This window comes from Planctellipticum variicoloris, assembly GCF_030622045.1.
GTDB classification, from domain to species: Bacteria; Planctomycetota; Planctomycetia; order Planctomycetales; family Planctomycetaceae; genus Planctellipticum; species Planctellipticum variicoloris.
In genome coordinates, this window is record NZ_CP130886.1 from 131,614 (window position 1) to 154,413 (window position 22,800).

The window sequence follows — 22,800 nt, forward strand, 5'->3', positions numbered from 1 at the left end:
GCACCATGAGCCACACTCCGCAGAACAAGAACACGGTCCAGGTCGGACAGGGCGCCTTCCAGTATGAAGCCCTCGTCGACTGGGAGCAGCAGCCGAATGGGTATGCATGGCCGGAAGCGACTGCTGTGGCGGTCGATGCGGAAGACCTGGTGTATGTCTTCAATCGCGGCCACCAGCCGGTGATGGTGTTCGGACAGGACGGCGCGTTTCTGCACTCGTGGGGCGCCGGGGCATTTGCCCGGCCGCACGGGATCTCGATCGGGCCGGATGGATCGGTCTACTGCACCGACGACCTGGACCACACAGTGAAAAAATTCTCGCCGCGAGGGGAGCTGCTGCAGGTGCTGGGGACCAGCGGCCGGCCGTCGGACACCGGAGCCACGAGCATCGACTACCGGACAATCCGGCACGCGGGGCCGCCGTTCTACTTCCCGACGAACGTTGCCTTTGGGCCGGCGGGGGAATTGTATGTGACCGACGGCTACGGCAATGCGCGAGTTCACAAGTTTTCGCCCGAGGGGCGATTGCGTTGCTCGTGGGGCGAGCCGGGGGACAAGCCGGGGCAGTTTCATGTGCCGCACGGGATTGCCGTCGATCGGCACGGGATGGTGTGGGTGGCAGACCGTGAGAACAGCCGGATTCAGTGTTTTTCGTCCGGCGGCGAGTTTCGCGGTCAGTGGACCGAAATTGCCCGGCCATGCCAGGTGGCTTTCGACGCCGACGGCAATCTGTTCGTCGCGGAACTGGGGTATCGGGCGGGGATGTGGCCCGGTACGACGGCCCCGACGCCCGATGCCACCGGCGGACGCGTTTCGGTGTTCGATCCGCACGGTTCGCTGCTGGCTCAGTGGGGGGGCGGAGACCACCCCACCGCGCCCGGCGATTTCTTTGCGCCGCACGACATCTGCCTCGATTCCCGCGGCAATGTTTATGTGGCGGAAGTCGTGATGTCGGCCGGAGGCAACCGGGGCCTGGTGCCGTCGACGTGTCATTCGTTGCAGAAGTTCGTCCACATTTCCTGAGGAATGGGATTCATGAAAGCCTGGCGGTTTTATGGATTCGGCGACATGCGGCTGGACGACATCCCGGTGCCGCAGGTCCGACCCGGTTGGGTTCTCGTCGAACCGCTTTGCGTACAGCCGAGCGTGACCGAGGCGCAACTGGCGCTGGGAATTCCAACCTTGGCGTATGACCGGGTGAAGCGGCGGCTGGAGACGGAAGCGCCGATCCAGCTCTTCGGGCACGAGTTTTGCGCGCGGATCGTCGAGACGGGGCCGGGGGTGACGCGGTTTCATGTCGGGGACCGGATCGCTGCGCGGGCGAAGCTGCCGTGCGGCAATTGTTCGCTGTGCCGGTCGGAACGGAGCAATCTGTGCCGGCGGGGGCCGGTGATCGGTTTCGATCAGCCCGGCTGTTTCAGCGAACTGGCTTTGTTGCCTGAGATCGCCCTGGTGCGGGTGGATGACCGGATTTCGGACAGCGAGGCGGCTTGCCTGCAGTCTCTCAGTGACAGCGTGGCGTCGGTCGAGACGGCCAGTCTGCAGATGGGGGACAGCGTGGTGATCTTCGGCCAGGGGAGCATGGGGCTGGAGTGCCTGCAGATTGCGAGGATTTCCGGAGCGGGGTTGATTATCAGTGTGGATGTCAGGGACGAATCGTGCCGGATGTCGCTGGAACTCGGGGCCGATCATGCCCTCAATGCCCGGACGTGCGATCCGGTGGCCGTGATTCGCGAACTGACTGGCGGGAACGGGGCTGATGTGGTCTTCGAATGCGCCGGCGGCAGTCCCAAGCAGGGACTGGCCGGGACCGAAACGCTCCGGCAGGCAATCGACGCCGCCCGATCGGGGGGCAAGGTGATCGGAGTCTCGTGGTTCGGCGGCCCGCTGGAACTCAACGTGGACCTGTTGCGCGAACGGAGTTTGCGGTACCTGTTTCCGGACATCAGCACGCAGGCGCACCTGGAGCACACGGTCCGGCTGGTGGCGACGGGGCGTGTCCGGCTCCAGCCGACGATCACGCACGTGCTGCAGGGGATTGAGTCTGTTCCGAAATCGTTCGAGATCACCGCCAACAAGGGGCTCCACCAGGCGATCAACCCGGCGCAGGTGATGATGCGCGGCTGAACTGAAGCATTGCCTCAATTCCCAGGATTCGATGAATCGGGTGGCCGGGGCAGGAGCGTCTTCGCGATGCCCCGGTCCTTCTTTCAAGTCACGCCCACCGGGGCTTCCCTTCGGTCCAGCCCCGGCCACCCAACCGCCGCAGACTACTACATGAGAACATCGTGAATCACATGGCCGTGGACGTCGGTCAGGCGGAAGTCGCGGCCGGCGAAGCGGTACGTCAGCCGTTCGTGGTCGAGTCCCAGCAGGTGGAGGATTGTGGCGTGCAGGTCGTGCATCGTGGTCACATGATCGACGGCCTGCATGCCGAGCTCGTCGGTCGCCCCATAGATGGTGCCGCCACGGACGCCCCCTCCCGCCAGCCAGACGGTGAAACCTTCGGGATGGTGATCGCGTCCGTCCCGGCCGGCGGAGTGGGGCGTGCGGCCGAATTCTCCCGCCCAGACGATCAGCGTTTCGTCGAACAGGCCGCGGGCCTTGAGGTCGCAGATCAGCCCGGCGATGGCCTGATCGGTGTCGAGGGCGTTTTTCTGATGCCCGTTCTTCAGATCGCCGTGCTGGTCCCAGGTGCCGTTGGAGGCGCCGGGGGGGCACGTGATCTCGATAAAGCGGACGCCAGACTCCACGAGTCGTCGGGCGCGGAGACACTGAATGCCGTAGAGCCGCTGCGAGGGGACTTTCGAATCGATGCCATAGAGCTGCTGAGTGGCTTCGGTTTCGCGGCTGAGGTCCAGGACGTCCGGCACCAGCGATTGCATCCGGTACGCCATCTCATAGTTGCGGATCGCCGATTCGACGGCGTCGTTCCCCGCCAGCGATCGCGAGAAAGCGGCGTCTTCGCTCTGCAGCAGGGCCAGCTTGGTCTGCTGGATGCGGGCGATGTTGTCGGCGGGGTGGATGTTGTCGATTGGCAGTCCGTCGGCCTGAAACATCGTGGCCTGGTGACTGGCGGGGAGAAAGCCGTTCGAGAAATTTTCGAGGCCGCCGCAGGGGACGACGCCGAAGCTGAGGACGACGAAGCCGGGGAGGTTGCGGTTCTCGCTGCCGAGCCCGTAGTTGACCCACGAGCCTAGGCTGGGTCGGCCGGCGTTGTTGGAGCCGGTGTGCAGAAACAGGACGCCGGTCGAGTGGATCGGCAGATCGGCTTTCATCGAGCGGATGACGGCGAGGTCATCGACGCAGCGGGCGATGTGCGGGAAGAGGCTGCTGACCGGGATGCCCGATTCGCCGTGCTGGTGGAACGTCCAGGGACTCTTCAGCCACTGACGGTTGCCGTTGGCGGTGGGATTCTTCGATTCGGTGAAGGGTTTGCCGTCGAGGGCGTCGAGCTGCGGCTTGGGATCGAAGCTGTCGACGTGCGAGACGCCGCCGTCCATGAAGCAGAAGATGACGTTCTTGACGCGCGACGAGCGATGGGGCTGGCGAGTCATTTCGGCGGCGGCGACATTCTGTTCCGCGAGCAGACCGGCGAGGGCGATACTGCCGAAGCCATTGGCCGTGGTGGCGAGCAGCTCACGACGGGACAGGGCCGGTGATCGGAAGCCGGGGCAGCGGGTGGCGGGCATGGCGTCGTCTCCGAAGCGGGAATCACAGGCCGGGCGGCTGCAGGCAGCTATGGGATGTAAATGAATTCTTTGAGATTGAAGACCGCATGGGCGAGGTCTTTCCAGACGACTTGACTCTGCAGCACGTCTCCTGGAGCGATCTGGTGGAGCTCGGCCAACTGCAGAGCGGTCTGCTCAAACCGCTGACGCTCGTCGGCGGTGGCGGGTCGGCCGAGCGCCGTCGCCAGCATGTGGTCGATGCGGCTGGCGACGGTGTCGTCGGTTCGAGTGATCAGCCGTTGCGCCCAGACGTCGGCCTGCTGAACGACGAAGGGATCGTTGAGCAATGCGAGCGCCTGGGCCGGGACGTTGGTGACATCCCGGCGACCCTGGGCGACCTTGCCGCCGGGGAAGTTGAACGCCGCCAGAAAGCGGGGGGGCTCCATCAGCGTGTTCTTGATATAGATGCTCCGACGGCCGTCTCCATCAAGCGGTCCCGGAAACAGCCGGCGGTCGGCGTATTCCTTGTCGCGGAACGGCTGCACGCTCTGCCCAAACAGCCTGTCGTCGAGCCGGCCGGAGGCGGCCAGGATCGAATCGCGAATGGCTTCGGCTTCGAGCCGGCGAGAGGGGTAGTGGTGCAGCAGCCGGTTGGCGGGCCCGCGTTCGGCGGCAAGGGGCGTCGGCCGGCTGGAGAGCTGAAACGTGCGGCTCAGGACGATCGAGCGGATCAGCCGTTTGGTCGACCAGCCGTCGGCGACGTACTGGGCGGCGAGAAAGTCGAGCAGTTCCGGGTGGGACGGCAGCTCGCCAGCGTGGCCGAAGTCGTCGACCGTGCGGACCAGTCCCGTGCCGAACAGATGATGCCAGATGCGGTTGACCATCACGCGAGCGGTCAGCGGGTTGTCGGCGGAGGCGATCTGACGGGCCAGCTCCAGCCGGCCGCTGCCCTGGAGCGGCCGACGCTCAGCAGGCGTGGCGGACGGAGTCAGACTCGCCTCGATCAGGCGTGGCCGCAGGACTTCCAGATAGCCGCGTGGCACGATCTCGCCCGGCTGGCGGCAGTTGCCGCGAACGAACACGGGCTGGTCATAGCTGCCGTTGCCATCGCTGACGCCGGCCACCACGGTGGGCAGCGACAGAGTCGCTTCGGTCTCGCGGTATTGCCTGACCAGTTCATCGAGCTTCGACGAGAGGCCAGGGCGATTGCCGAGCAGTTCGCGCGTGAGCAGCGAGTTGAGCCAGCGGACGTCGTCATCGGTCGCGGCATCGTCGGACCAGCGTTTCAGGGCGGCATCAACGACGGCGGCATAACGCGCCGCAACCTCGGCGGTCGTGGCAGGGACTTCGCTGGCGAACAGCGGACGGAGGTGCGTCAGTTCTGGTTTCGGCGGCTCGGCGACATCATGCAGGACGACGCGCGTCACGCCGAAGTACGAGCGGGGATTCGCGGCCGCCTGTTCCCAGGGGACTTTGTAGTTCGCCGTGTCGCCCCCCAGCGCGCTGAGCTGGTCGGGGAACTTGGGATTGTCGAACATCGTCATCAGCTCGGCATAAGTGCGAAGGGCTTCGCGGTCGGGAGGGGGCGAGAACGTGACCCACTGCAGATCGGGACTCGTGAGCGCCCGGTAGTTCTTGTAGTTGAGCTGGCAGTTGTTGGAGACGAGCCGGACGGCGCTGCTCCGCTGGCCGAGAACCTGCAGGCTGATGTGCGCCTTACCCAGAGGCAGGACCGGGGAACGAAGCGTTCCGTTGAGCGTGTCGGACAGCGAGTTGGTAAACGTCCCGGCGGGCAGCAGACCTTTGACAAGCGACTCGCCTTCGACACCGACGGCAAAGTCGCCGCTGTGCGGCCGGGCATCGCGGAGTCCCTGTCCGCCAACCTGCCATCCCGTCGGTTCGCCCGTGCGGAAGTCGGCCCAGGATGTGTAGTTGGCCTGGTTGAAGTCAGTGCGAGTCTGATCTTCGCGGGCATATTCGTCGGCGATGGCAGCCCAGGCTTTGGCAAAGCTCTCCGCATCGGCGGTCGGAGATCGCACGAGGCGGCGCCAGGGTTCGAGTGGATCTTCCAGCGGCGTTTTTTCAGCGGTCAATGCGGCGACCCATTTGTCGAGCCGGGCGGCGTCGAGGCCGGCGGCGAGCGACTCGGCATCGGCCGCTTTGGCGTGGCGGGCGGCAGCGGCCTGCAGATAACTGGCGATGCCGCCCGCGTCGCGCTGCCAGACGGCGGCAAGTTCGCGGCGAAGTTCGGACTTCAGAGCCCGCAGCCGTTCTTTCGCCGGGATGTTAACCTCGGGGGCGTCGATGGTCTGTGCGACGAGGCGCGAGCTGCGGAGGATGCCGAGCAGAGCGTAGTAATCGCGGGTGGAGACGGCGTCCAGCTTGTGGTCGTGACAACGGGCGCAGGCGACGGTCGTGGCCTGAAAGGCCTTGGTCAGCGTATCGATCTGATTGTCGACGACGTCGTAACCGAGTTCCAGGAGGCTGATGCAATCGTCGTGATTGACTTCGCCAAACCGGTAGAAGCCAGTGCCGATGACCGATTCCTGAAACCGGCCCGCGGCGTTCCAGCGGGGTTCCGGCAGCAGGTCGCCGGCGATGTGTTCGAGAACGAACTGGTCATACGGCACATCTGCGTTAAACGCGCGAATCAGGTAGTCGCGGTAGCGCCAGGCGTGATGGACTTCGTAGTTCCATTCGTTGCCGTGGGTCTCCGTGAAGCGAACAACGTCCATCCAGTGCCGGGCCCAGCGTTCGCCGAAGTGGGGCGAAGCCAGCAGCGCATCGACCAGTTTTTCGACGGCGGCCGGCGGCAGTCGCTCGCCGGGGGCGACGCCGGCATGTTCGCAGTCATGCACGAAGGCGTCGACCAGTTCGCCAGCGGGGGGCAGTCCGGTCAGGACGAGACCCAGACGACGGGCCAGCGTCCGCGGGGTTGCAGCGTCAGCAGGGGCAAGTTGATCCGCCTCCAGTCGGGACAGAACAAAATGATCGACGGGGTGCGCCGACCAGTCGGCAAGTTTCGGCTCGGGAACGACAGGTTCGCGAACCGGCTTCAGGCTCCACCAGTCGGCTCGGTTGCGGAAGGTCTCCGACCAGTCCTCGACGAGACGCGTCGACGGCTCGCCGTCGCGGGGATCGGGCGCACCCAGCTTAAGCCAGGTTTCAAAGTCGGCGATCACCTCCGCGGGAAGTTTTCCCTTGGGAGGCATCTGAATCTCGCCATCGTAGCGCAGGGCCTGCAGCAGGAGGCTCTGGTCGGCGACGTTCGCAGGAATTGCGGGGCCGGAATCGCCTCCCGTCCGCAGTCCCTGTCGACTGTCGAGCAGCAGCCCGCCGCCGAGTTTCTTCGCGTCCGCCGCGTGACACTCGTAGCAATGCTGGACGAGAACGGGGCGGATCTTCTTCTCGAAGAGCTCCAGTCCGGCGTCGTCGGCAGCATGAGCCGAAAGCGGAACCAGCAGGCAGGCGAGACCAAGGCAGGCGGCAGGTCGCATCGGGCACCTCACGGGCCGGTCGGGCGGGGATCAGACGGCGGCAGTATCAGAATCAGAAGCAAACAGATTCGGCGGCCGTTGGAGGCTCTCCAGCAGGCTATCGTAGGCGAGGCTCAGGTGCTCGCGCATTTCCTGGCGGATGCGGTCGACGTCGCCGGCCACGAGGGCTTCGTAGATGGCGACGTGCGAACGGTTCGTAATGCCGCGGCGTTCGAGCGAGGGAGGCACCTCGTTCAAGTGGGGCACGAGCTGTTCGAGCAGCGTCTGCTGCAGGCCGCAGAGCACCGCATTGCCTCCCAGCCGGGCGATTTCGATATGGAACCGCACATCCAGCCGGACGTCTTCCGCCCGCGAGGCATCCGCCGGAAGCTGCAGGATGGCGTCGAGCGCCCGGCGGACGGGAAGAACTTCTTCGAGCCGGCGATGACGCGCGGCGCGACCGGCCAGCTCGATCTCGATCAGCCGACGGGCATCCAGCAGATGCAACACGTTGGGCTCGCCCGCCAACAGATGCGAAGGAGCGGTCTCCAGCGGTTGGCCCGTCAGCACCGGGGTGGTCAGTCCGCCGGCCCGCAGGAAGACGCCTGCGCGGGGAAGAACCTTCACCAGTCCCTGCGACTCGGCCTTGAGGAGGGCGTCGCGAACGGTGGTCGGTTTCAGGCCCAGCCGGTCGGCGAGTTCCCGAATGCTGGGCAACTGGTCTCCCGGCGAGAGGCCGCGTTCGGTAACAATCGCTCCGATGACCTCCAGGATCCGGGGAAAGTCGTCGGTTTGAGTCTTCGCAACCGGTGTGGCGACGGACACTTGCATTCTCCGGACGGTCTGATAAATTCACTGATCATCTCACTGATAATCTGAGATGAGCCGCCTTGTCAAGGATGTCCATGAAAACTTCTGCACTGCGGGCGCTGCGTCGCAAGCTGGCCGCCAACAGCCCGGTCTACGGTCTCTGGGTCACGCTGGAGTCGCCGAGCGTCACCGAAATCGCTGTGGCGCTGGGGCTCGACTGGGTCGTGATCGACGCCGAGCACGGTCACCTCGACTGGAAGGAAATCGTCGAGCACCTGAGAGCCACCGTGCGGAGCGACACCGTCGCGCTGGTTCGCGTAGCGAGTCTCGACGCCGGTCTGATTAAACGGGCGCTCGATATCGGGGCGGATGGCGTCGTGATTCCCTGGGTGGAATCCGCCGAGCAGTTTCGGCAGGCGGTCTCGTATGCTCGCTATTCCCCGGAAGGGGTCCGCGGGATCGGGGCCGAGCGGGCGACCTGCTGGGGGCAATGCTTCGTCGAACACACGGCCGAGGCGAACGAGAACGTGCTGGTGGTGCCGATCATCGAGACCGTCAAAACGATCCGGCAAGTGCCGCTGATGACGAAGGTCGACGGAGCCGAAGTTTTCTTCTTCGGCCCGGCCGATTTCTCCGCCACGGCCGGCTTCCGCGGCCAGTGGGAGGGGCCGGGCGTCGCCGAGCAGATTCTGGCCATGAAGGACACGATCCGCCAGGCCGGCCAGCACTGCGGACTGATCGCGTCCAGCGAAGCGGACATCGTCGCGCGGAAGGAGCAGGGCTTCCGGATGATCGGCCTCGGGCTCGATGCAGGGCTGCTGATCCGTTCGCTGCGTTCGGCCCTGCAGACGGTCCAGCGATCGCCGCGGATGATCGCGTCTCTGGAGTCCGATCCCGGTCCGCCGGCTCCCCTGGAACGGCCGCCCGAGTCCATGCGTCCGGATCGCCCGGAAGTGATGAATGCGGTCGGCTCCGGTCAACGCGTCGAGTTGAGCCCCGGCGTCAGCTTCGAGTGCCTCGTCGGCAAACACAATCAGGCGCACAACCTGACGACGGGCTGGGTGACGTTCGCCCGCGACGCCGCCCTGCCGTACCACACGCACACGTTCACTGAGTCGATCACGCTGCTGCAGGGATCGGCCAGCGTCGAGATTGAGGGCCGGAAGTATGTCCTCAAGCGGATGGACAACGTCGTCATCCCTGCCGGACTGGCGCACTCCGCCCGCAATCTCTCGGCCACGGAGCCCGCTGTATTTCAGGTGTCGCTGGCGACCGACACTCCGGCTCGCACCCTCGTGGAAAAATTTTTCTCGCGGCGGACGATGCCGGACGACTCCACCGGTCTCCCTGGAGCCGAGCGGGTCAATCGCTTCGCGACGGCGAAGCGATTTGCGGCCGGTCCGAACACGGAGTTCATCGACTTCTTTAACGAAACCCTGGTGCCGGGGATCGAGATGAGCGGCGGCTACGGACTGTTCGCACCGGGCGGCCGGTTGCCGGCGCATGTCCATGATTTCGACGAATCGATCTGCATCATTTCCGGCGAAGCAACCTGCATCGTCGAGGGGCGGCGCTACCTGATGAGCGACGGCGCGACGGCACTGCAGCCGCGCGGCCGGGTGCACTACTTCATCAACGAGACGAGCTCCACGATGGAGATGCTCTGGGTCTACGCCGGGCCGATGCCCGAGCGGATTATTGTTCAGGAACGCTGCGCCACCGCGGAAGGAAACCCCTGGCGATGACGAACCCCAGCTTTCGCGTGAATTTGACCGCTGACTTCTACGATGCCGACGGTGCACTCAAATACGCCGACGTCGGCCTGGACCGGCTCACGGCAACGGCGGGGATCGAAGTCGGCCAGTTCGCCGAACATCATCCGGAGATCGCCCCGGAGCAACTGGAGGGCGTGCAGGGCGTGCTGGTCCTGACGCCGCGGGTGACCGCGCGCAGTCTTTCATCGGCTCAGAATCTCCTGGCCGTCGCGCGGTTTGGCGTCGGCTATGACAGTGTCGACGTGGCCGCCTGCACGGCGGCGGATGTCGTGCTCTGCATCACGGCCGGCGCGGTCGATCACTCGGTCGCCGAGGCCACGGTCGGCTGGATGCTGGCGCTGACGCACCACGTGCGGACGAAGGACCGGCTTGTGCGCGAGTCGCGGTGGAACGATCGCAGCCGCTACATGGGGAGCGAGCTGCGCGGCCGGACGCTGGGTCTGGTCGGCTTTGGCGGCATCGGCCGAGCCGTCGTCCGGCTGCTGTCGGGGTTCCGGATGCAGCCACCGCTGGTCTTCGATCCGTTTGTTTCTGCGGAAGCAGTCGCCGAGAATGGTTGTCGGTCGGTGCCGCTGGACGAGCTTCTTTCACAGTCCGATTTCGTCTCGCTCCATTGTCCGCTCAACGATCAGACCCGCAGACTGATTGGAGCGCGGGAACTGGCACTGATGCAGCCGACTGCCTACCTGCTGAATACCGCCCGGGGCGGCATCGTCGACGAGACGGCGCTTTACGAAGCCCTGGCGGAGCGGCGAATTGCCGGGGCGGCCCTTGATTGCTTTGCGGAAGAGCCGCCGCCGGCGCCGCCGAGGTTTTCCGAGCTGGAGAACGTCTTGCTCGCCCCGCATTCGATCGCCTGGACGAACGAGCTGTTCCGGGAGATCGGCCGGACCGCCTGTCAGAGTCTGGTCGACCTGGCGCAGGGCCGGCGGCCGCACGGTATTGTCAATCCCGAGGTCTTCGACCGCCCGGGATTTCAGGAAAAGTGGAACCGGCTGCGCCTCGCATAGCCGGCGGTCCGATCAAAGTTCTCAACCTGCTCAACTCTGCCGTACCCCCGTGAAGTAAGGATGAGCCGATGCCGCGGATACTGCCCCTGTTCTGTATCACTCTGTTGATGCTTGGCGCAAATGCGTTAGTCCTGGTGCAGGCCGCTGAGCCGATTGTGCCGGCCGATGCAAAGCTTGAAAAACTGTTCGAATCTCGCGTGCTGACCGAAGGGGTGTCGGTCGCGCCAGACGGGATGGTCTACTTCAGCGAGATCACCTTCTCGCACATCGCTCGGGACGAGCAAGGGGCCATCGAAGCGGGGCACATCTGGAAGTACGATCCGGCCACCGGCAAGACGACGATCTTCCGCTCGCCGAGCGGGATGTCGAACGGGATCAAGTTCGACGCACAAGGCCGGATGGTCGTGGCGGAAGGGGCCGACTACGGCGGACGCCGGGTCACGCGGACCGACATGACGAGCGGCAAGACGCACATCATTGCCGCGATGTTCGAGGGGCGACCGCTCAATTCGCCCAACGACATCACGATCGATCAGCAAGGGCGGATTTACTTCAGCGATCCTCGGTATCTCGGCTACGAAGGTCTCGACCAGCCGGTCCAGGCGGTCTATCGCCTCGATACGGACGGCTCGCTGCACCGGATCATCACCGACGCTGGGAAGCCGAACGGCGTCTGCGTCTCGCCTGATCAGAAGACGCTGTACGTCGTCAGCAACGACAACGGCGCAACGAGTATCGACCGGCTCGCAACCGTCGTGGCCGCTCAGGCGGATAAAGTTGAGATTCCCCTGCGGAAGGGGAACATGGCGCTGATGGCCTACGACCTGGCGGCCGACGGCAGCGCCAAGTTCCGCAAGACGCTGGTCGACTACAGTCCGTTCGACGGTCCGGACGGACTGATCTGCGACAAAGACGGCAACGTCTATGCAGCCGTCCGCGCGGAGAACCGGCCGGGGATCTGCGTCTATGCGCCGGACGGGAAGGAGCTGGCCTATATTCCGACAGAGATTCCGACCAACGTCGGGTTTGGTCGCGGCAAGGACAGCAATCTGCTCTACATCACCGCAGGGAGTTCGCTCTACCGGATCCGGCTGAACCGCGAAGGCTATCAGCTTCCGAGTCGTTGATGTCAAAATGGTCACGGACTACTCAGACGCAGTTTTCGGCTGCGCTTCAAGCGTTTTCCGTCGAGCCTCGATCACTGTGCGATAGTCTGCAGGAGTCACGTCGGGGGCGACGTACTCCTGCAGATCTCGCAGCGCGATCGCGCGGTAGCCTTCCAGCTTGAGATACTTCAAATAGGCGGCGAAGTTCTGCTCGCTGCTGCTGACCCAGTCGTGGGCCGTATCGGGCGCTCCGTGGAACTGGAGCACGGCGATCCGGCCGTCACGGGCCTGCTGGACGGCGCGGACAAAGTCCGCCAGCGTCCACTTCGGCCGGGCGTCGCCGGCGGATGGAATCACCAGCGGGTGGTCGAGCCCGGGCTGGTACGCAAAGCCGCGCCCCTCTTCGTACGGATACTCCGGGGCGCCGCCCCGGCGGGCAAACTGGATGCCGCGCTGCTTGAGCGTTTCAAAGGCAGCGTTCGTGAGAGCATTCCCCGGCCAGGCGAACGTGACCGGCGCCGGGATTCCGTGCGCTTTGCACTGCTCGGCAATTCCATCGAGCTGTTCGGGGAGCTGGCCGACAGTCTTCTCGGTGATTCCGAGATGGTCGCGGGTATGGTTGCCGATTTCAAAACCATCCTCGTGCAGTTCCCGGATCTGCTCCCAGGTCATGTAGTCCTTCTTGTTGGTCTTGAAATCAAAGCCTTCGGTGATGAAGAACGTGGCTCCGAATCCGTACTCCTTGAGGAGCGGCCGGACGACGGTGTAATGCGAACGGGCCGAGTCATCGAATGTGAGGACGACGAGCCGATCCGGAATCGGATTGCGGACGGCGCGATTGTTATCGGCGTCTTCGGCCGCGGCAATGCTCGGGCTCAACAGCAGCAGAATCGCGAGAATGTATGAATGCACGGGATTGGCCTTCAGCGTCGGAGTTGATTGGGGGGCGTCACGCCCCCCGTTCGATCGCCCAGAACTCATGCTTCCGCTTCGACTTGCTGACCTGGAGTGCCGACCGGCGAGCGAAATCCAGAAAGACTCGCTCCGCCCGTTCCGAGTCCGCACCGCCCGAGTGGGCCTGCAGCAGGTAGCGCAACACGAGCGGTTCCTCTTTCTTCAGTAGCCAGGCGTCGGTCAGGCAGTGTGACGCTCCCATCCAGCCGTCCTCGCGGACGTGCCAGTGCGTCGGGTGTCGCGGATTCGACGGATGGTCGAAGAATGTCATTCCTTCCGTCAGCCCCCCTGGCACCGGACCGCTGTAGTCCATCCAGCGGGCTGCCTGGCCGAAGATGGCGGGCTCGCCAACCCGCCCTTCGCTGTCGGTCAATTGGCCGCCGCCGAAGTGGGCGGAAATCGACTTCGCCACGCGGACGGCCAGGAAGCCGAAGTTGGTTTTGGCCAGTTCCAGCGACTCCGCCCGGGGCGTGAACTGGCTCTGCAGCTCCAGGAGGGTCTCGCCGGGCTGCGGGCCGGGCCGCACCGCGGCGATCAGTACCTGGTCCATCAGTGGCTGCGGATCGTGTCCGTCCAGCCATTGCAAGCTGACCCCCATTACAGCTTCGTCGTTCCCGTCGTGATAAGCCAGCCATTCGGATTGCCGGATTCGGGCTGGCGACGCATCGCCCCAGAAGTCGATCCCGAGCACCTTGTTGTGGGCGAACCAGATCGACCGGTGGTGGTCGTGGTTTGGCGCGCCGGGATGCCCCATCCGCGTCAGTGGCGTCCCCGATGGGCCGAGCAGGGGATAGAAGTAGGGCCGGGGGGCGTCGAGCCCGGAATGCCATCTCAACCGTTCGACGCCGTCGATTGTGAACGAAACCTGCTGATTCGGCAGCGGAATGCACTGGCAGCGGGGAAATTCGTAGGCCATGACTCTCTCCGGAACAACGGGGTCACGCCACCCTACCAGCCTTGGGGGGAGAAAAGCATCAAATCCGAAACTCGAAATCCGAAACAAGCACGAAATGGAAATGTCGAAAATCAACCTGGGCCGAACGACCTGTCGCGGACTCTGATTCGGATTTCGGATTTTCCATTCCAGCTCGGATCGGGCGATGCGAGGACCTTCCACGCCCCTTTTTCCCCTCTTGACCCGTTCCGCAAGTCCGCCGACACTCCGCCTGACTGACGGAGGGTAAGATCGTGTCTGAGGATCGAGACCAGTTGCGGAGATGCGTGGCGTTTGGCGCCGCCGCGGGCTGGACCGTCCTCGGCGTCTCCGGCGGTCTGCTGTTGGCCCGCGGCCTCGGCAGCGATCTGAAACAGCCGCTACCCGAAGGACTGATCCTTTTTCTCGTGGCAGGCGTCAGCTTGGCGTCGCTCGGATTGCAGGGGGCGGTTCGCTGGTCGTCCGGTCCCCGCCGGACTCCCGACTGGCCCGAAGCCCTGGCCATCGCCACTCCGATTCTCTGGGGCGTTCCGCTGCTGGCGATCGGCGGCCCCTTCGCGATCGGCGGAGTGTTTTCGCTGTGGCTGATTCACGCGGCGAGCGTTCTGTGTGCCGCGCAGTGGCAATCCTCCGATCCGGGTACTGGGGCGCAAGCACTGCCGGCGCGTGTTGAACCTCGCGTCGATTCCGTCCGATCTCCGGCGGGGCCGGTCGTATCGGATTCAACGATTCTCGATGCAACCGGCCTCGATTCAGCCGACGAGGCCGACGAGGAATCCGAGTCGGAATGGCCCTTCGGGGAAGACATCGACCAGTGGCAGACTCGCTCCCGCCGGGAGCACGGCGTCGTGGTTTCGGGAGGAGTTCTGGTCGAATTTCCCCCCGGCGTTCGCGAGACCGTCGTCCACCTGGCGTTCTGCCCGCCCCTTCCGCAGGCCCCGCAATTGACGACCGAGGAACTGGACTGCCAGGGCTGGGACGTTCGCGTGGCGACGGCCCTGGCCTGGGGAGGCCGCGTGACGATCCGCCGCCGGGGACCGGTCGGAGATGCGGTTGCGGGAAGAATCGGCTACTCGGCGGTCTGCGAGCCCTCGGCCGAAGCAGCCTGATCGGCAGCATCAGCGGATTTCGGGCCGATCTCCAGCCAAACCGGGCCGGTAATTCCCGCAGGCGCAGGCGTACTGGCATCAACCGCCAGTTCCAGCGTCAGTCGATTGCGGATGCGAAGTCCGGCGGTCACGTTCAACCGGACTGACGACTGGTCGTCCGCTACGTCCGCCAGAGTTTCGCCATTGAGCAGAACCCGTCGGCCCCCGCCGAGCCCTTCGGCGACCACCCAGACCTCTTCATTCTCATCCAGATTTGTCGGGCGGTGAAACCATCGATGGCAGGCCAAGATTCCCGAAACCTCACCCCAGCGAGCCTGCCAGTCCAGCGGCAGCGTGAATCGACCGGCGGCAGCTTGACCGTCGGGCGGCGGCGTCAGCCACTCAAATTCCCACGGGCCGCGAAGTTGAATCTGGTGCGTCATGTTGCCTCTGCGAGCGCTGGAATCGGGGGTGGCCATTGACGCCGCAACCAGAAAATTCACCCACCCGATGGGTAGAAACTCTAGTAAAGCGACATCTTCGCCAGTCGGCATATTCGTCAGTCAGAGTCTGAGGGGACAGGAAGCAGGTTGCCAACGAAAATCCAAGCTGGTTCGAATCTCTCGCGAGGGTTATACTTGTGGCGACGCTGGGGAGTGTCTGGATGCCGAACTCGGCCGATCGGCCGGTTCGGGGTCCGTGTGTGTCTGCTGCCGACAGGTCTTCCACAGGAAGGGTTGATGACGTTGTGCCGGTCGTTGTTTGAAGGGTCCCGGGTCTGGACTCTTCGGCCGTAATTCGACTGTCTCGTGATGCTTCAACTCCCCGGCTCCCGCTCGGTGAACGGTTTCCGTCCCGCCGCGGGCTTCGCTGAATCCGGACAGGATGCGATTCAGATGTACGATAGCATGTCCCCCGCAAGGGTTGTCGAGATGAGTGGCATGACCGGCGGGTCATTCGCCCCCACGTTGCCGTTGCCCAGTTCCGTCCCGCAGACTCAGACAGCCGCTTCCAGCGGCTGGAGCCAGCGGACTCGTTCGCTGCTGGGCGTGCAGGTTGTCGGCACCGGCTCCTACGTCCCAGACAACGTGGTTACGAACGCCGATCTGCAGGCGCGCTACGGCTTCGACCCTGCGTGGATCGAACAGCGGACCGGAATTCTCGAACGTCGGCACGCGCTCCCCGAACAAGCCACCAGCGATCTGTGCATCGAAGCGGCGAAAAACGCGATTCGCTCGGCCCACGTCGACACCCGCGACATCGACCTCGTCGTCGTCGGCACGTTCACCCCCGATTACCAGTGCCCGACCACCGCCAACCTGGTTCAGGCCGCACTGGGTCTCGACTGTCCCGCGCTGGACGTCCAGGCGGCGTGTTCGGGATTCGTCTATGCGCTGGTGACCGCAGCCCAGTTCGTGGCCTCCGGCAACAGTCGGCTTGCGCTGGTCATCGGCGGCGACTGCAACAGCCGGATCGTCAATCCCGCCGAGCTGAAGGTCGCCCCGCTTTTCGGCGATGGAGCCGGAGCCGTGCTGCTGGCACGGGGCGATGCTCATCAGGGGCTGCTCTGTTACCAGCTCGGTTCCGACGGAACCGGCGCCAGCCTGCTCGACCGACCGGTCGGGGGCTCGAAGCACCCCGCGACGGCCGCCGACCTCGAACAGGGCCGACAATATCTGCACATGGACGGTCGCAATGTCTTCAAGTGGGCCGTTCGCGCGGTGACCGAGACGGCCGACCTGATGTTCCGCAAGACGGGCCTGACCGCGGATGACGTGTCGCTGTTTGTCCTGCATCAGGCGAACATCCGCATTATCGATTATGCGATGGAACAGCTCAACGTGCCGGGCGACCGGGTCTTCAACAACCTCCAGAAGTACGGCAACACCTCGGGGGGCTCGATTCCGATCGCCTTGGACGAGGCGTTGCAGGCCGGTCGAGTCCAGCGCGGCGATACGCTGCTGATGAGCGGCTTCGGAGCCGGTCTCACCTGGGGCACCTGCCTCTTCCGCTGGTAATTGCCGGCAGGGCATCCTCATCGGGTGGCACAGACCTTCTGTCTATGCGCATGGCTTGCCGTTTCACAAACGGCATCGTCGCCGTTCCACGGCCTTGGAGCACCTGCCCGTTCCGCATCGAGCGGTCAATTCTCGCCAATTCGTAAACACTTTCTGGTAAGCAAGTTAACGCGTTGTCTCCGGCGCAGACTGACGTTGACTCTTTCGCTCGACCGCAGCTATACTCCCGCCCCCTTGTGACCTCCCGGATCGGGCAGGCGGGGGACGGAGCGCTGTCATGGGTGCCGCGGCTGAATCACAGGTCATTCCCTTCGCGCACTTCGACCAGTTGCGGGAAGCGCGCGCCATTCTCACCCAGGAAGGGCAGGCGCTCATCGACCTCGCCCGCCGGCTCGATGCCTCGTTCGTCGCCGCGGTCGATCTGCTCCAGCACGTCCGGGGCGGCATCATCGTCACCGGCGTCGGCAAGGCCGGACTGATCGGCCGCAAGATCGCCGCGACGCTCGCATCAACCGGAACCAAAAGCTATTTCGTTCATCCGACAGAAGCGCTGCACGGCGACCTCGGCTGCATCGGCGGCGACGACCTGCTTCTGGCCCTGTCCAACAGCGGCGAGACTGCCGAAATCTGCGGATTGCTCCCCCTGGTCCGCGGTCGGCAGGCGCCGGTGATCGCCATCACGGCCAGTCGCTTAAGTACGCTTGGCCGCGGCGCCGACGTCGCGCTGGAACTTGGACGTCTGGCGGAAGCCGGCCTGCACGGCCTGGCCCCGTCGACCAGCACGACGGCGATGCTGGCCATCGGGGACGCGCTGGCCCTCGTTGCCAGTCAGGCTCGCGGCTTTACTCCGCAACAGTTCGCAACGCTTCATCCGGGAGGCAGCCTGGGTCGCCGCCTGACGTCCGTCCGCGACATCATGCGGCGGGGGGACGAGCTGCGGGTGGCCTGCGACGAAGAATCGATCCGCGAAGTCCTGGTCGAGCACAGCCGGCCCGGCCGTCGCACCGGGGCGGTGATGCTCGTCGACGCCGATGGCCTGCTGACCGGGTTGTTTACCGACAGCGATCTGGCCCGACTCCTGGAACGTCGCCGTGACGAGCAGCTCGATCGTCCAATCCGGGAAGTCATGACCGAGCGTCCGTTGACGATTTCACCTGATGCGATTCTCGAAGAAGTCCTGCAGGTTCTGGGAGGCCGGCGGGTGAGCGAGCTGCCGGTGATTGACTCCGCCGGTCGACCGGTCGGGTTGATCGACATTACCGACATCATCGGGCTCCTGCCCCCCGAGGAATTTGCACCGCGGGCGGGAGTCTGAGCGGCAGTTCTGCGGCGAGAATCGGACAGGACGGCCAGCCGAAGGGAATCGGGGACGTGTCGAGCCGGATGACGTTGACGTTGTGGACCGCCTTCAGCCTGACCGGGCTGTTCTGGGTCTACGTCGTCGTGATGCGTCCGCGATTGCCGATCCCCGCCGAACGCTCGATCCCGCAGATGGTGAAGAACCTGGAAGGCCCCGCCCAAGCCGCCAAAGCAGTGCAGGTGGCGGCCGAGTTTCTGCCGGACGAGGCCTGGCTGGCCACCGCTCGTTATCGGATCGAACTGATCGACAGCAATGCCTTCATTTTTGCCAACGAATGGAAACCGGGCGACGAATCCAATCGCAATCAGATTCGCGTTCGCCCGTTTGCCATGGTCACCCAGCGCCACGACGCCAAAGGCGCGCTGAAATGGATGACGCTTGTCAGTGAAACGGCCCTGCTGCAGTTCTCCGGGGACCTGGTGGGGAAGAATCCCGGGCGCGTCGTACGTGCCGCTATGGAAGGCGAAACCCGGATTAACGGATCCGACGGCCTGTTCATGGCGGGACGGACATTTTACTTCGAGGAAGCCGCCCAGCGGATTTACAGCGACGCCCCGCTGGAATTCCGGATCGGCAACAATCGCGGCCGTGCGGGCCGCGTGCAGATGGACCTGATCCCCAACGAAGTGGCCCCGACCGACCGGCCCAACGTCTGGGGACTTCGGACTGTCCGAATGTCGCGGAATGTGGCGATGGATCTGGAATTCCGGCAGGGCGGCAAACCGTTCCCGCTCTCCATCAACTGCTCGGGCGGCTGCGAATATGACGTCGAGGCGATGACCGCCACTTACGACACCGGCGTCCGCGTCTATCGTAAGACGGGAACGGCGGTCGACCTCATGGAATGCGACAAGCTGACCGTCTGGTTCGCAAGTCGACAGCCCGCGCCTCCGGAAGCCCCCGCGGCGCCTGCCCGGGAGCACCAGCAGATCGAAACCGATCTCAAGTTCGCTCGATTGAAGGCGGAAGGGGAGCCGCTGACTCTGCGTTCGGACGGACAGCAGCTCAAAGCCGTTCTGTCGACCCTGGTCTACGACGACAGCAATCAGGTGCTCTCGCTAACGGATGACAAGGATGTGCGAGTCACTCAGAAGAACAACGAGCTCAACGTTCCCGCGATCACCGTTCTGATCTCCGAAGCCGGGGGCGTCTCCTCCATTGTCTGTCGCGGAGCGGGCCGGCTGCTGGCGCACAGTCCCGATGGCGAAGACGCTTTCACTGCGGACTGGAAAAAACAGCTCACCAAGTCTACCGATCCGGAGACGGGCTGGGATTTGATTCAGCTCGACGAAGAAGCCTCCGTTCTGCAGCCCGGTCGGGGATTCGCGCTGGGAGCCGATGAGATTCGCATGTGGCTGACGCCGATGGAACTGGCGAACCCGTTTGGCATTACATCAACCGGAACGGAATCGTCGTCTGCAGTCCCCGGCTCGGCGGAGTTTCCGCTCCCCGAGCCCCGCCGGTTCACCGCTCTTGGAAACGTGGCGATCGTCTCGCCGATGCTGGAAGGAGAAGGCCGCCGGCTGGAAGTGTCGTTCGATGCGCCTCCCGGCTCCGCGGGACCGTTGAAGTTGGGGCGGCAGTCGCGTCCTGCTCCGATTCAGCGCGTCGGACTTCAAAACGAGGCGGGTGGTGCTCCTGCCGTCGGAAGCGAGGAGACTCCGGACTTGCAGGAGCCGCTGCAGATTCGTGCGGACGTCATCCGCGTGCGGATGTCTCCACCCGAAGAGGACTCCAAGACGCCGCCGCACGTGGCGGAGATCCATACCGACGGGCAGGTCGTCATATCGCAGCTCTCCGAACCGGGACTCCCACCTTTGACTCTGACGGGCGACCGCGTCCAGGTCACGAATGAAGGGGCAGACCAGCAGATCCTGCACGTCTATGGCGAACCCGCAATCATCGACGACGATCGCGTCCATCTCGAAGGACGGGCGCTCCATCTGTCGCGTGCGACCAATCGCGCCTGGGTGGAAGGGGCGGGCCTGTTCCGCGTTCCCGTCGATCGCGACTTCGAAGGCAAGCTCCTCCCGGAACCGACGCATCTCGACGTCTGGTGGGAACGGGAAATGGACTTCGACGGCCGGCAGGCGGTGTTTCAAGGAGACGTTCGCGCCATCCTCGATCGCACGTCGATGAAGTGCCAGAAGATGAACGTCACACTCGACCAGCGCATCTCCTTCTCGGAGTTCGATCCGGAAGCTGCCAAACTGGTATCTCTGGGAGGGATCGTCTGCCAGGAAGGAGTCGACTTCGAAAGCAAGACCTACGACATCGCCGGAGTCCTGCAGGAGCTGTACCAGGCCCATATGTGGAATTTGAGCGTTGACCGTCTGGAAAACTCCACGACGGCTCAGGGGCCGGGCTGGGTCAAACGCTGGAGCCGGACCCAGACGCCGAATGTGGCGACCGTCGAGCCCAATCGCGTCCGCGCCAATCGGCCCCTCCGCGCCAATCCAACCTCCTGGTCCTACTTGCGGATCGACTTCGACAACCGCATGCAGGGCAATCTCGAGCAGCAGGTCAGCAGCTTCCGCGACGGCGTCCGCGTGATCTACGGTCCGGTCGCCCGCCCGCTCGACGTTCTCGACGAGAATCACCTGACGGAAGAATCCGGCTGGCTCCGTTGCCGACAACTTGACATGGAATACGTTACGCCCAGGAAGTCCGCTGGCAGCAACCAGTTGGCCGACAAAGGGTTTCTGTATCTTACCGGTCGCGGTAACGTCGATCTGGAAGGCTACAGCTTTCTGGCGAAATCCGACCTGGTCACCTACGATCAGTCCAAAGATCAGTACATTCTCAAATCGCTCGGAACCGGTCAGGTCGCGGTCCGCCGCGAAGGCAGCACCAACGTCTTCAGCCAGGAATACATGATCATTCCTTCTGAGCGAGTTTTCAAAGCCATCGGCGTCAGCTCCGCCCAGGGTTCGCAGTAGGAACCAATCCGCGGACCGGATCTTCTGAATCGTCAACGGGAATGGTCCGCGCAGCGGACCCTACGGTTTTGCAGCCACGGCCCGACTCAAGACATCCAGATTCCTGGCGAACGTCGCACTGTCGATGATCCGGTCGGTGGGATCGGCCTTGCCGTGATACTTGAGTCGTCCCGGCTCCACCCATGCACCGCGGTCGTCGAGAGCCTCGACCACTCGCGCCACTTCATCAGCCGAGGGCTGCGAGCTCTTCGGAGCTGCTCGCGACCGACGCTGGCGGACGAGTTTGTCGGCGGAAAGTCCTGCGATGCGATCGTATTGCTTTTGAAGTTCGTTCACGCGGCTCGGCACCTGGAAACCATAGTGCGTTGGCAGGTCGCCGTCGTCGTAGGTCAGCTCGTACGTCTTCGTCAGATACAGCGGCTTGTTCGTCTGCAGTTCGTAAAATCGCGAAAGTCTGCCGTCAGGCAATTCGGAGCGCTTCAGATACGCCAGCGCCCGCGGGATCGGTTCAAGATACTTGCGGTCCCCGGTTTCGACGTAAACGTCCAGCAGCGTCCGGATCAGCCCCTGCGACTCCCCGCCCGAAATGGCGGCGGGCTCAAACTTTCGCGCCCAGACCGGGTGCATCTGAAAATCGTACTGCTGCGCCCAGGCCGGCTGCGGTTCCGGCATCTGCGCCAGCAGGATGAAGTCTGCCGCCTTCAGCGCCGCGGCCTGATACCGGTCCTCCCGGTAGACCTCACCCGCCAGCAGCAGCATTTCGATCGTGTCGGCGATGGCGTTGTCGTTAAACGTGTAAAACCACCAGTAATCCCCCCCCGGATACTTTCGCGGCCAGCTCTCGGGATAACTGGCGGGCTGGACGGGAAACTTGGCGGGATCGGGAGGCGTCTCGAAGCCCTGGCCCCACCCGCCGTTCGGAAACTGATTTTTGAGAATCGCCTCCAGGGCGAACGTGACTGCTTCGTGCAACGGAGCGTCCTGGAACTTGCGAGCCGCGTCGAGTCGGATCAGAAACCTCAGGGCCGACTGCGTTTTATCGTCGTCGAACGTGCTGACATTGAACTGCCGTTTCTTCGCAGGCGGATCGACACGATAGGCGAACTTCCGGCGATCGCTGTCCGCAAACTCGATCCGGTCCGTCCAGCCTCCGCTGCGGAGCTGACCCTGGATCAGACATTCGCCGGCCGCCGTCGCCCCTTCCAGCAGAACAGGCTCGCCGGTCCGCTCCCAGGCTTCCAGTAGAGCCAGACCGACGGTGGGCGTACCGGGCGGCTGCACCCACACCGTGTCGCGTGTGGTTTTGCCCTCTCCCTCGCTCTTCTGCAGGTCCGCGCTGTAGCGGTAGACATATCCGCCGTGAGTCGCGACATGCCGCGTGTAGAATTCGGCCGCCCGGATCAGCGATCGGCGAACTTCCGTCGGCGTCGACTCAGCCGCGGGCAGTTCGCTCCCGGCGACCGTCAATCCCAGAACGATCCCGCTCAAAACGGCCGCGACTCGGTTCATGGTTTTCAACTTCTGTGATGCTTCCGGAGTGATTTTCTGCCATCGGTTGATGGTCGAATCTCCAGTCTATGGTCGGCGGACTTCAAACGGTAGAAAATCCGTTGACGAGTTCCGCGGCCATCACTCTCGGCCAGTTTCGCGGGTCGACTTT

At 64.2% G+C, this 22,800-nt stretch carries 16 protein-coding genes; 9 read left to right on the forward strand and 7 right to left on the reverse strand.

What is annotated here, in order from left to right:
• Positions 1 to 5 precede the first annotated feature (5 nt).
• Both SH412_RS00510 and SH412_RS00515 read left to right on the forward strand, forming a co-directional pair.
• Positions 6 to 1,022, forward strand: a complete 1,017-nt coding sequence (locus SH412_RS00510) for a peptidyl-alpha-hydroxyglycine alpha-amidating lyase family protein (RefSeq protein WP_336521541.1) — start codon at positions 6 to 8, stop codon at positions 1,020 to 1,022.
• Positions 1,023 to 1,034: 12 nt separating this feature from the next.
• Positions 1,035 to 2,126 (forward strand): zinc-dependent alcohol dehydrogenase, encoded by a 1,092-nt coding sequence (locus SH412_RS00515; RefSeq protein ID WP_336521542.1) that lies wholly within the window; start codon positions 1,035 to 1,037, stop codon positions 2,124 to 2,126.
• Positions 2,127 to 2,272: 146 nt separating this feature from the next.
• Here SH412_RS00515 and SH412_RS00520 read toward each other — a convergent pair whose 3' ends face one another.
• The 3 genes from SH412_RS00520 to SH412_RS00530 are packed head-to-tail and all read right to left on the reverse strand — an operon-like array spanning position 2,273 to position 7,971.
• Positions 2,273 to 3,691, reverse strand: a complete 1,419-nt coding sequence (locus SH412_RS00520; protein ID WP_336521543.1) for a DUF1501 domain-containing protein — start codon at positions 3,689 to 3,691, stop codon at positions 2,273 to 2,275.
• Between the two features lie 47 nt (positions 3,692 to 3,738).
• Positions 3,739 to 7,167 carry a PSD1 and planctomycete cytochrome C domain-containing protein gene (locus SH412_RS00525; RefSeq protein ID WP_336521544.1) on the reverse strand — a complete coding sequence of 1,143 codons (3,429 nt, stop codon included), beginning with the start codon at positions 7,165 to 7,167 and terminating at the stop codon, positions 3,739 to 3,741.
• Between the two features lie 30 nt (positions 7,168 to 7,197).
• Positions 7,198 to 7,971 (reverse strand): FadR/GntR family transcriptional regulator, encoded by a 774-nt coding sequence (locus tag SH412_RS00530; RefSeq protein WP_336521545.1) that lies wholly within the window; start codon positions 7,969 to 7,971, stop codon positions 7,198 to 7,200.
• An 80-nt stretch (positions 7,972 to 8,051) separates the two neighbouring features.
• Between SH412_RS00530 and SH412_RS00535 the strand changes: the two genes are divergently transcribed.
• The 3 genes from SH412_RS00535 (at position 8,052) to SH412_RS00545 (ending at position 11,868) form a co-directional block, all read left to right on the forward strand.
• Positions 8,052 to 9,701 (forward strand): aldolase/citrate lyase family protein, encoded by a 1,650-nt coding sequence (locus SH412_RS00535; RefSeq protein WP_336521546.1) that lies wholly within the window; start codon positions 8,052 to 8,054, stop codon positions 9,699 to 9,701.
• Positions 9,698 to 10,741: an NAD(P)-dependent oxidoreductase gene (locus tag SH412_RS00540; RefSeq protein WP_336521547.1), complete on the forward strand. Its 1,044-nt coding sequence runs from the start codon at positions 9,698 to 9,700 to the stop codon at positions 10,739 to 10,741. Before SH412_RS00535 ends, SH412_RS00540 begins: the two co-directional genes overlap by 4 nt.
• 68 nt (positions 10,742 to 10,809) lie before the next feature.
• Entirely contained in the window at positions 10,810 to 11,868 is a 1,059-nt protein-coding gene (locus SH412_RS00545) for an SMP-30/gluconolactonase/LRE family protein (protein ID WP_336521548.1), read from the forward strand.
• A gap of 18 nt (positions 11,869 to 11,886) precedes the next feature.
• Here SH412_RS00545 and SH412_RS00550 read toward each other — a convergent pair whose 3' ends face one another.
• Both SH412_RS00550 and SH412_RS00555 read right to left on the reverse strand, forming a co-directional pair.
• Complete coding sequence (locus SH412_RS00550) at positions 11,887 to 12,759, reverse strand: polysaccharide deacetylase family protein (RefSeq protein ID WP_336521549.1); 873 nt, start codon at positions 12,757 to 12,759, stop codon at positions 11,887 to 11,889.
• A gap of 37 nt (positions 12,760 to 12,796) precedes the next feature.
• Positions 12,797 to 13,717, reverse strand: a complete 921-nt coding sequence (locus SH412_RS00555; protein ID WP_336521550.1) for a DUF6807 domain-containing protein — start codon at positions 13,715 to 13,717, stop codon at positions 12,797 to 12,799.
• A gap of 272 nt (positions 13,718 to 13,989) precedes the next feature.
• Here SH412_RS00555 and SH412_RS00560 point away from each other — a divergent pair, with 272 nt between their 5' ends.
• Entirely contained in the window at positions 13,990 to 14,844 is an 855-nt protein-coding gene (locus SH412_RS00560) for a hypothetical protein (protein WP_336521551.1), read from the forward strand.
• Here SH412_RS00560 and SH412_RS00565 read toward each other — a convergent pair.
• Entirely contained in the window at positions 14,805 to 15,266 is a 462-nt protein-coding gene (locus SH412_RS00565) for a hypothetical protein (protein ID WP_336521552.1), read from the reverse strand. The two genes, SH412_RS00560 and SH412_RS00565, sit on opposite strands and share 40 nt — an antisense overlap.
• Before the next feature lie 453 nt (positions 15,267 to 15,719).
• Between SH412_RS00565 and SH412_RS00570 the strand changes: the two genes are divergently transcribed.
• From SH412_RS00570 to SH412_RS00580, 3 genes are all read left to right on the forward strand, one after another.
• Positions 15,720 to 16,841, forward strand: coding sequence for a 3-oxoacyl-ACP synthase III family protein (locus tag SH412_RS00570; RefSeq protein ID WP_336521553.1), 1,122 nt, complete (start codon positions 15,720 to 15,722; stop codon positions 16,839 to 16,841).
• A 277-nt stretch (positions 16,842 to 17,118) separates the two neighbouring features.
• Entirely contained in the window at positions 17,119 to 18,156 is a 1,038-nt protein-coding gene (locus tag SH412_RS00575; protein ID WP_336521554.1) for a KpsF/GutQ family sugar-phosphate isomerase, read from the forward strand.
• A gap of 56 nt (positions 18,157 to 18,212) precedes the next feature.
• Complete coding sequence (locus SH412_RS00580) at positions 18,213 to 21,140, forward strand: hypothetical protein (RefSeq protein WP_336521555.1); 2,928 nt, start codon at positions 18,213 to 18,215, stop codon at positions 21,138 to 21,140.
• 60 nt (positions 21,141 to 21,200) lie between these two features.
• Here the strand turns inward: SH412_RS00580 and SH412_RS00585 are convergent, their stop codons facing one another.
• The gene (locus SH412_RS00585; protein WP_336521556.1) at positions 21,201 to 22,649 is read right to left on the reverse strand and encodes a pectate lyase; all 1,449 of its coding nucleotides are present in this window, start codon (positions 22,647 to 22,649) and stop codon (positions 21,201 to 21,203) included.
• Between the last annotated feature and the right edge of the window lie 151 nt (positions 22,650 to 22,800).

Coding starts and splice junctions, on each gene's coding strand:
- SH412_RS00555 (WP_336521550.1), bottom strand. CDS start 13,717: ATGGCCTACGAATTTCCCCGCTGCCAGTGCATTCCGCTGCCGAATCAG.
- SH412_RS00525 (WP_336521544.1), bottom strand. CDS start 7,167: ATGCGACCTGCCGCCTGCCTTGGTCTCGCCTGCCTGCTGGTTCCGCTT.
- SH412_RS00535 (WP_336521546.1), top strand. CDS start 8,052: ATGAAAACTTCTGCACTGCGGGCGCTGCGTCGCAAGCTGGCCGCCAAC.
- SH412_RS00585 (WP_336521556.1), bottom strand. CDS start 22,649: ATGAACCGAGTCGCGGCCGTTTTGAGCGGGATCGTTCTGGGATTGACG.
- SH412_RS00545 (WP_336521548.1), top strand. CDS start 10,810: ATGCCGCGGATACTGCCCCTGTTCTGTATCACTCTGTTGATGCTTGGC.
- SH412_RS00570 (WP_336521553.1), top strand. CDS start 15,720: ATGTACGATAGCATGTCCCCCGCAAGGGTTGTCGAGATGAGTGGCATG.
- SH412_RS00520 (WP_336521543.1), bottom strand. CDS start 3,691: ATGCCCGCCACCCGCTGCCCCGGCTTCCGATCACCGGCCCTGTCCCGT.
- SH412_RS00575 (WP_336521554.1), top strand. CDS start 17,119: ATGGGTGCCGCGGCTGAATCACAGGTCATTCCCTTCGCGCACTTCGAC.
- SH412_RS00515 (WP_336521542.1), top strand. CDS start 1,035: ATGAAAGCCTGGCGGTTTTATGGATTCGGCGACATGCGGCTGGACGAC.
- SH412_RS00510 (WP_336521541.1), top strand. CDS start 6: ATGAGCCACACTCCGCAGAACAAGAACACGGTCCAGGTCGGACAGGGC.
- SH412_RS00565 (WP_336521552.1), bottom strand. CDS start 15,266: ATGACGCACCAGATTCAACTTCGCGGCCCGTGGGAATTTGAGTGGCTG.
- SH412_RS00540 (WP_336521547.1), top strand. CDS start 9,698: ATGACGAACCCCAGCTTTCGCGTGAATTTGACCGCTGACTTCTACGAT.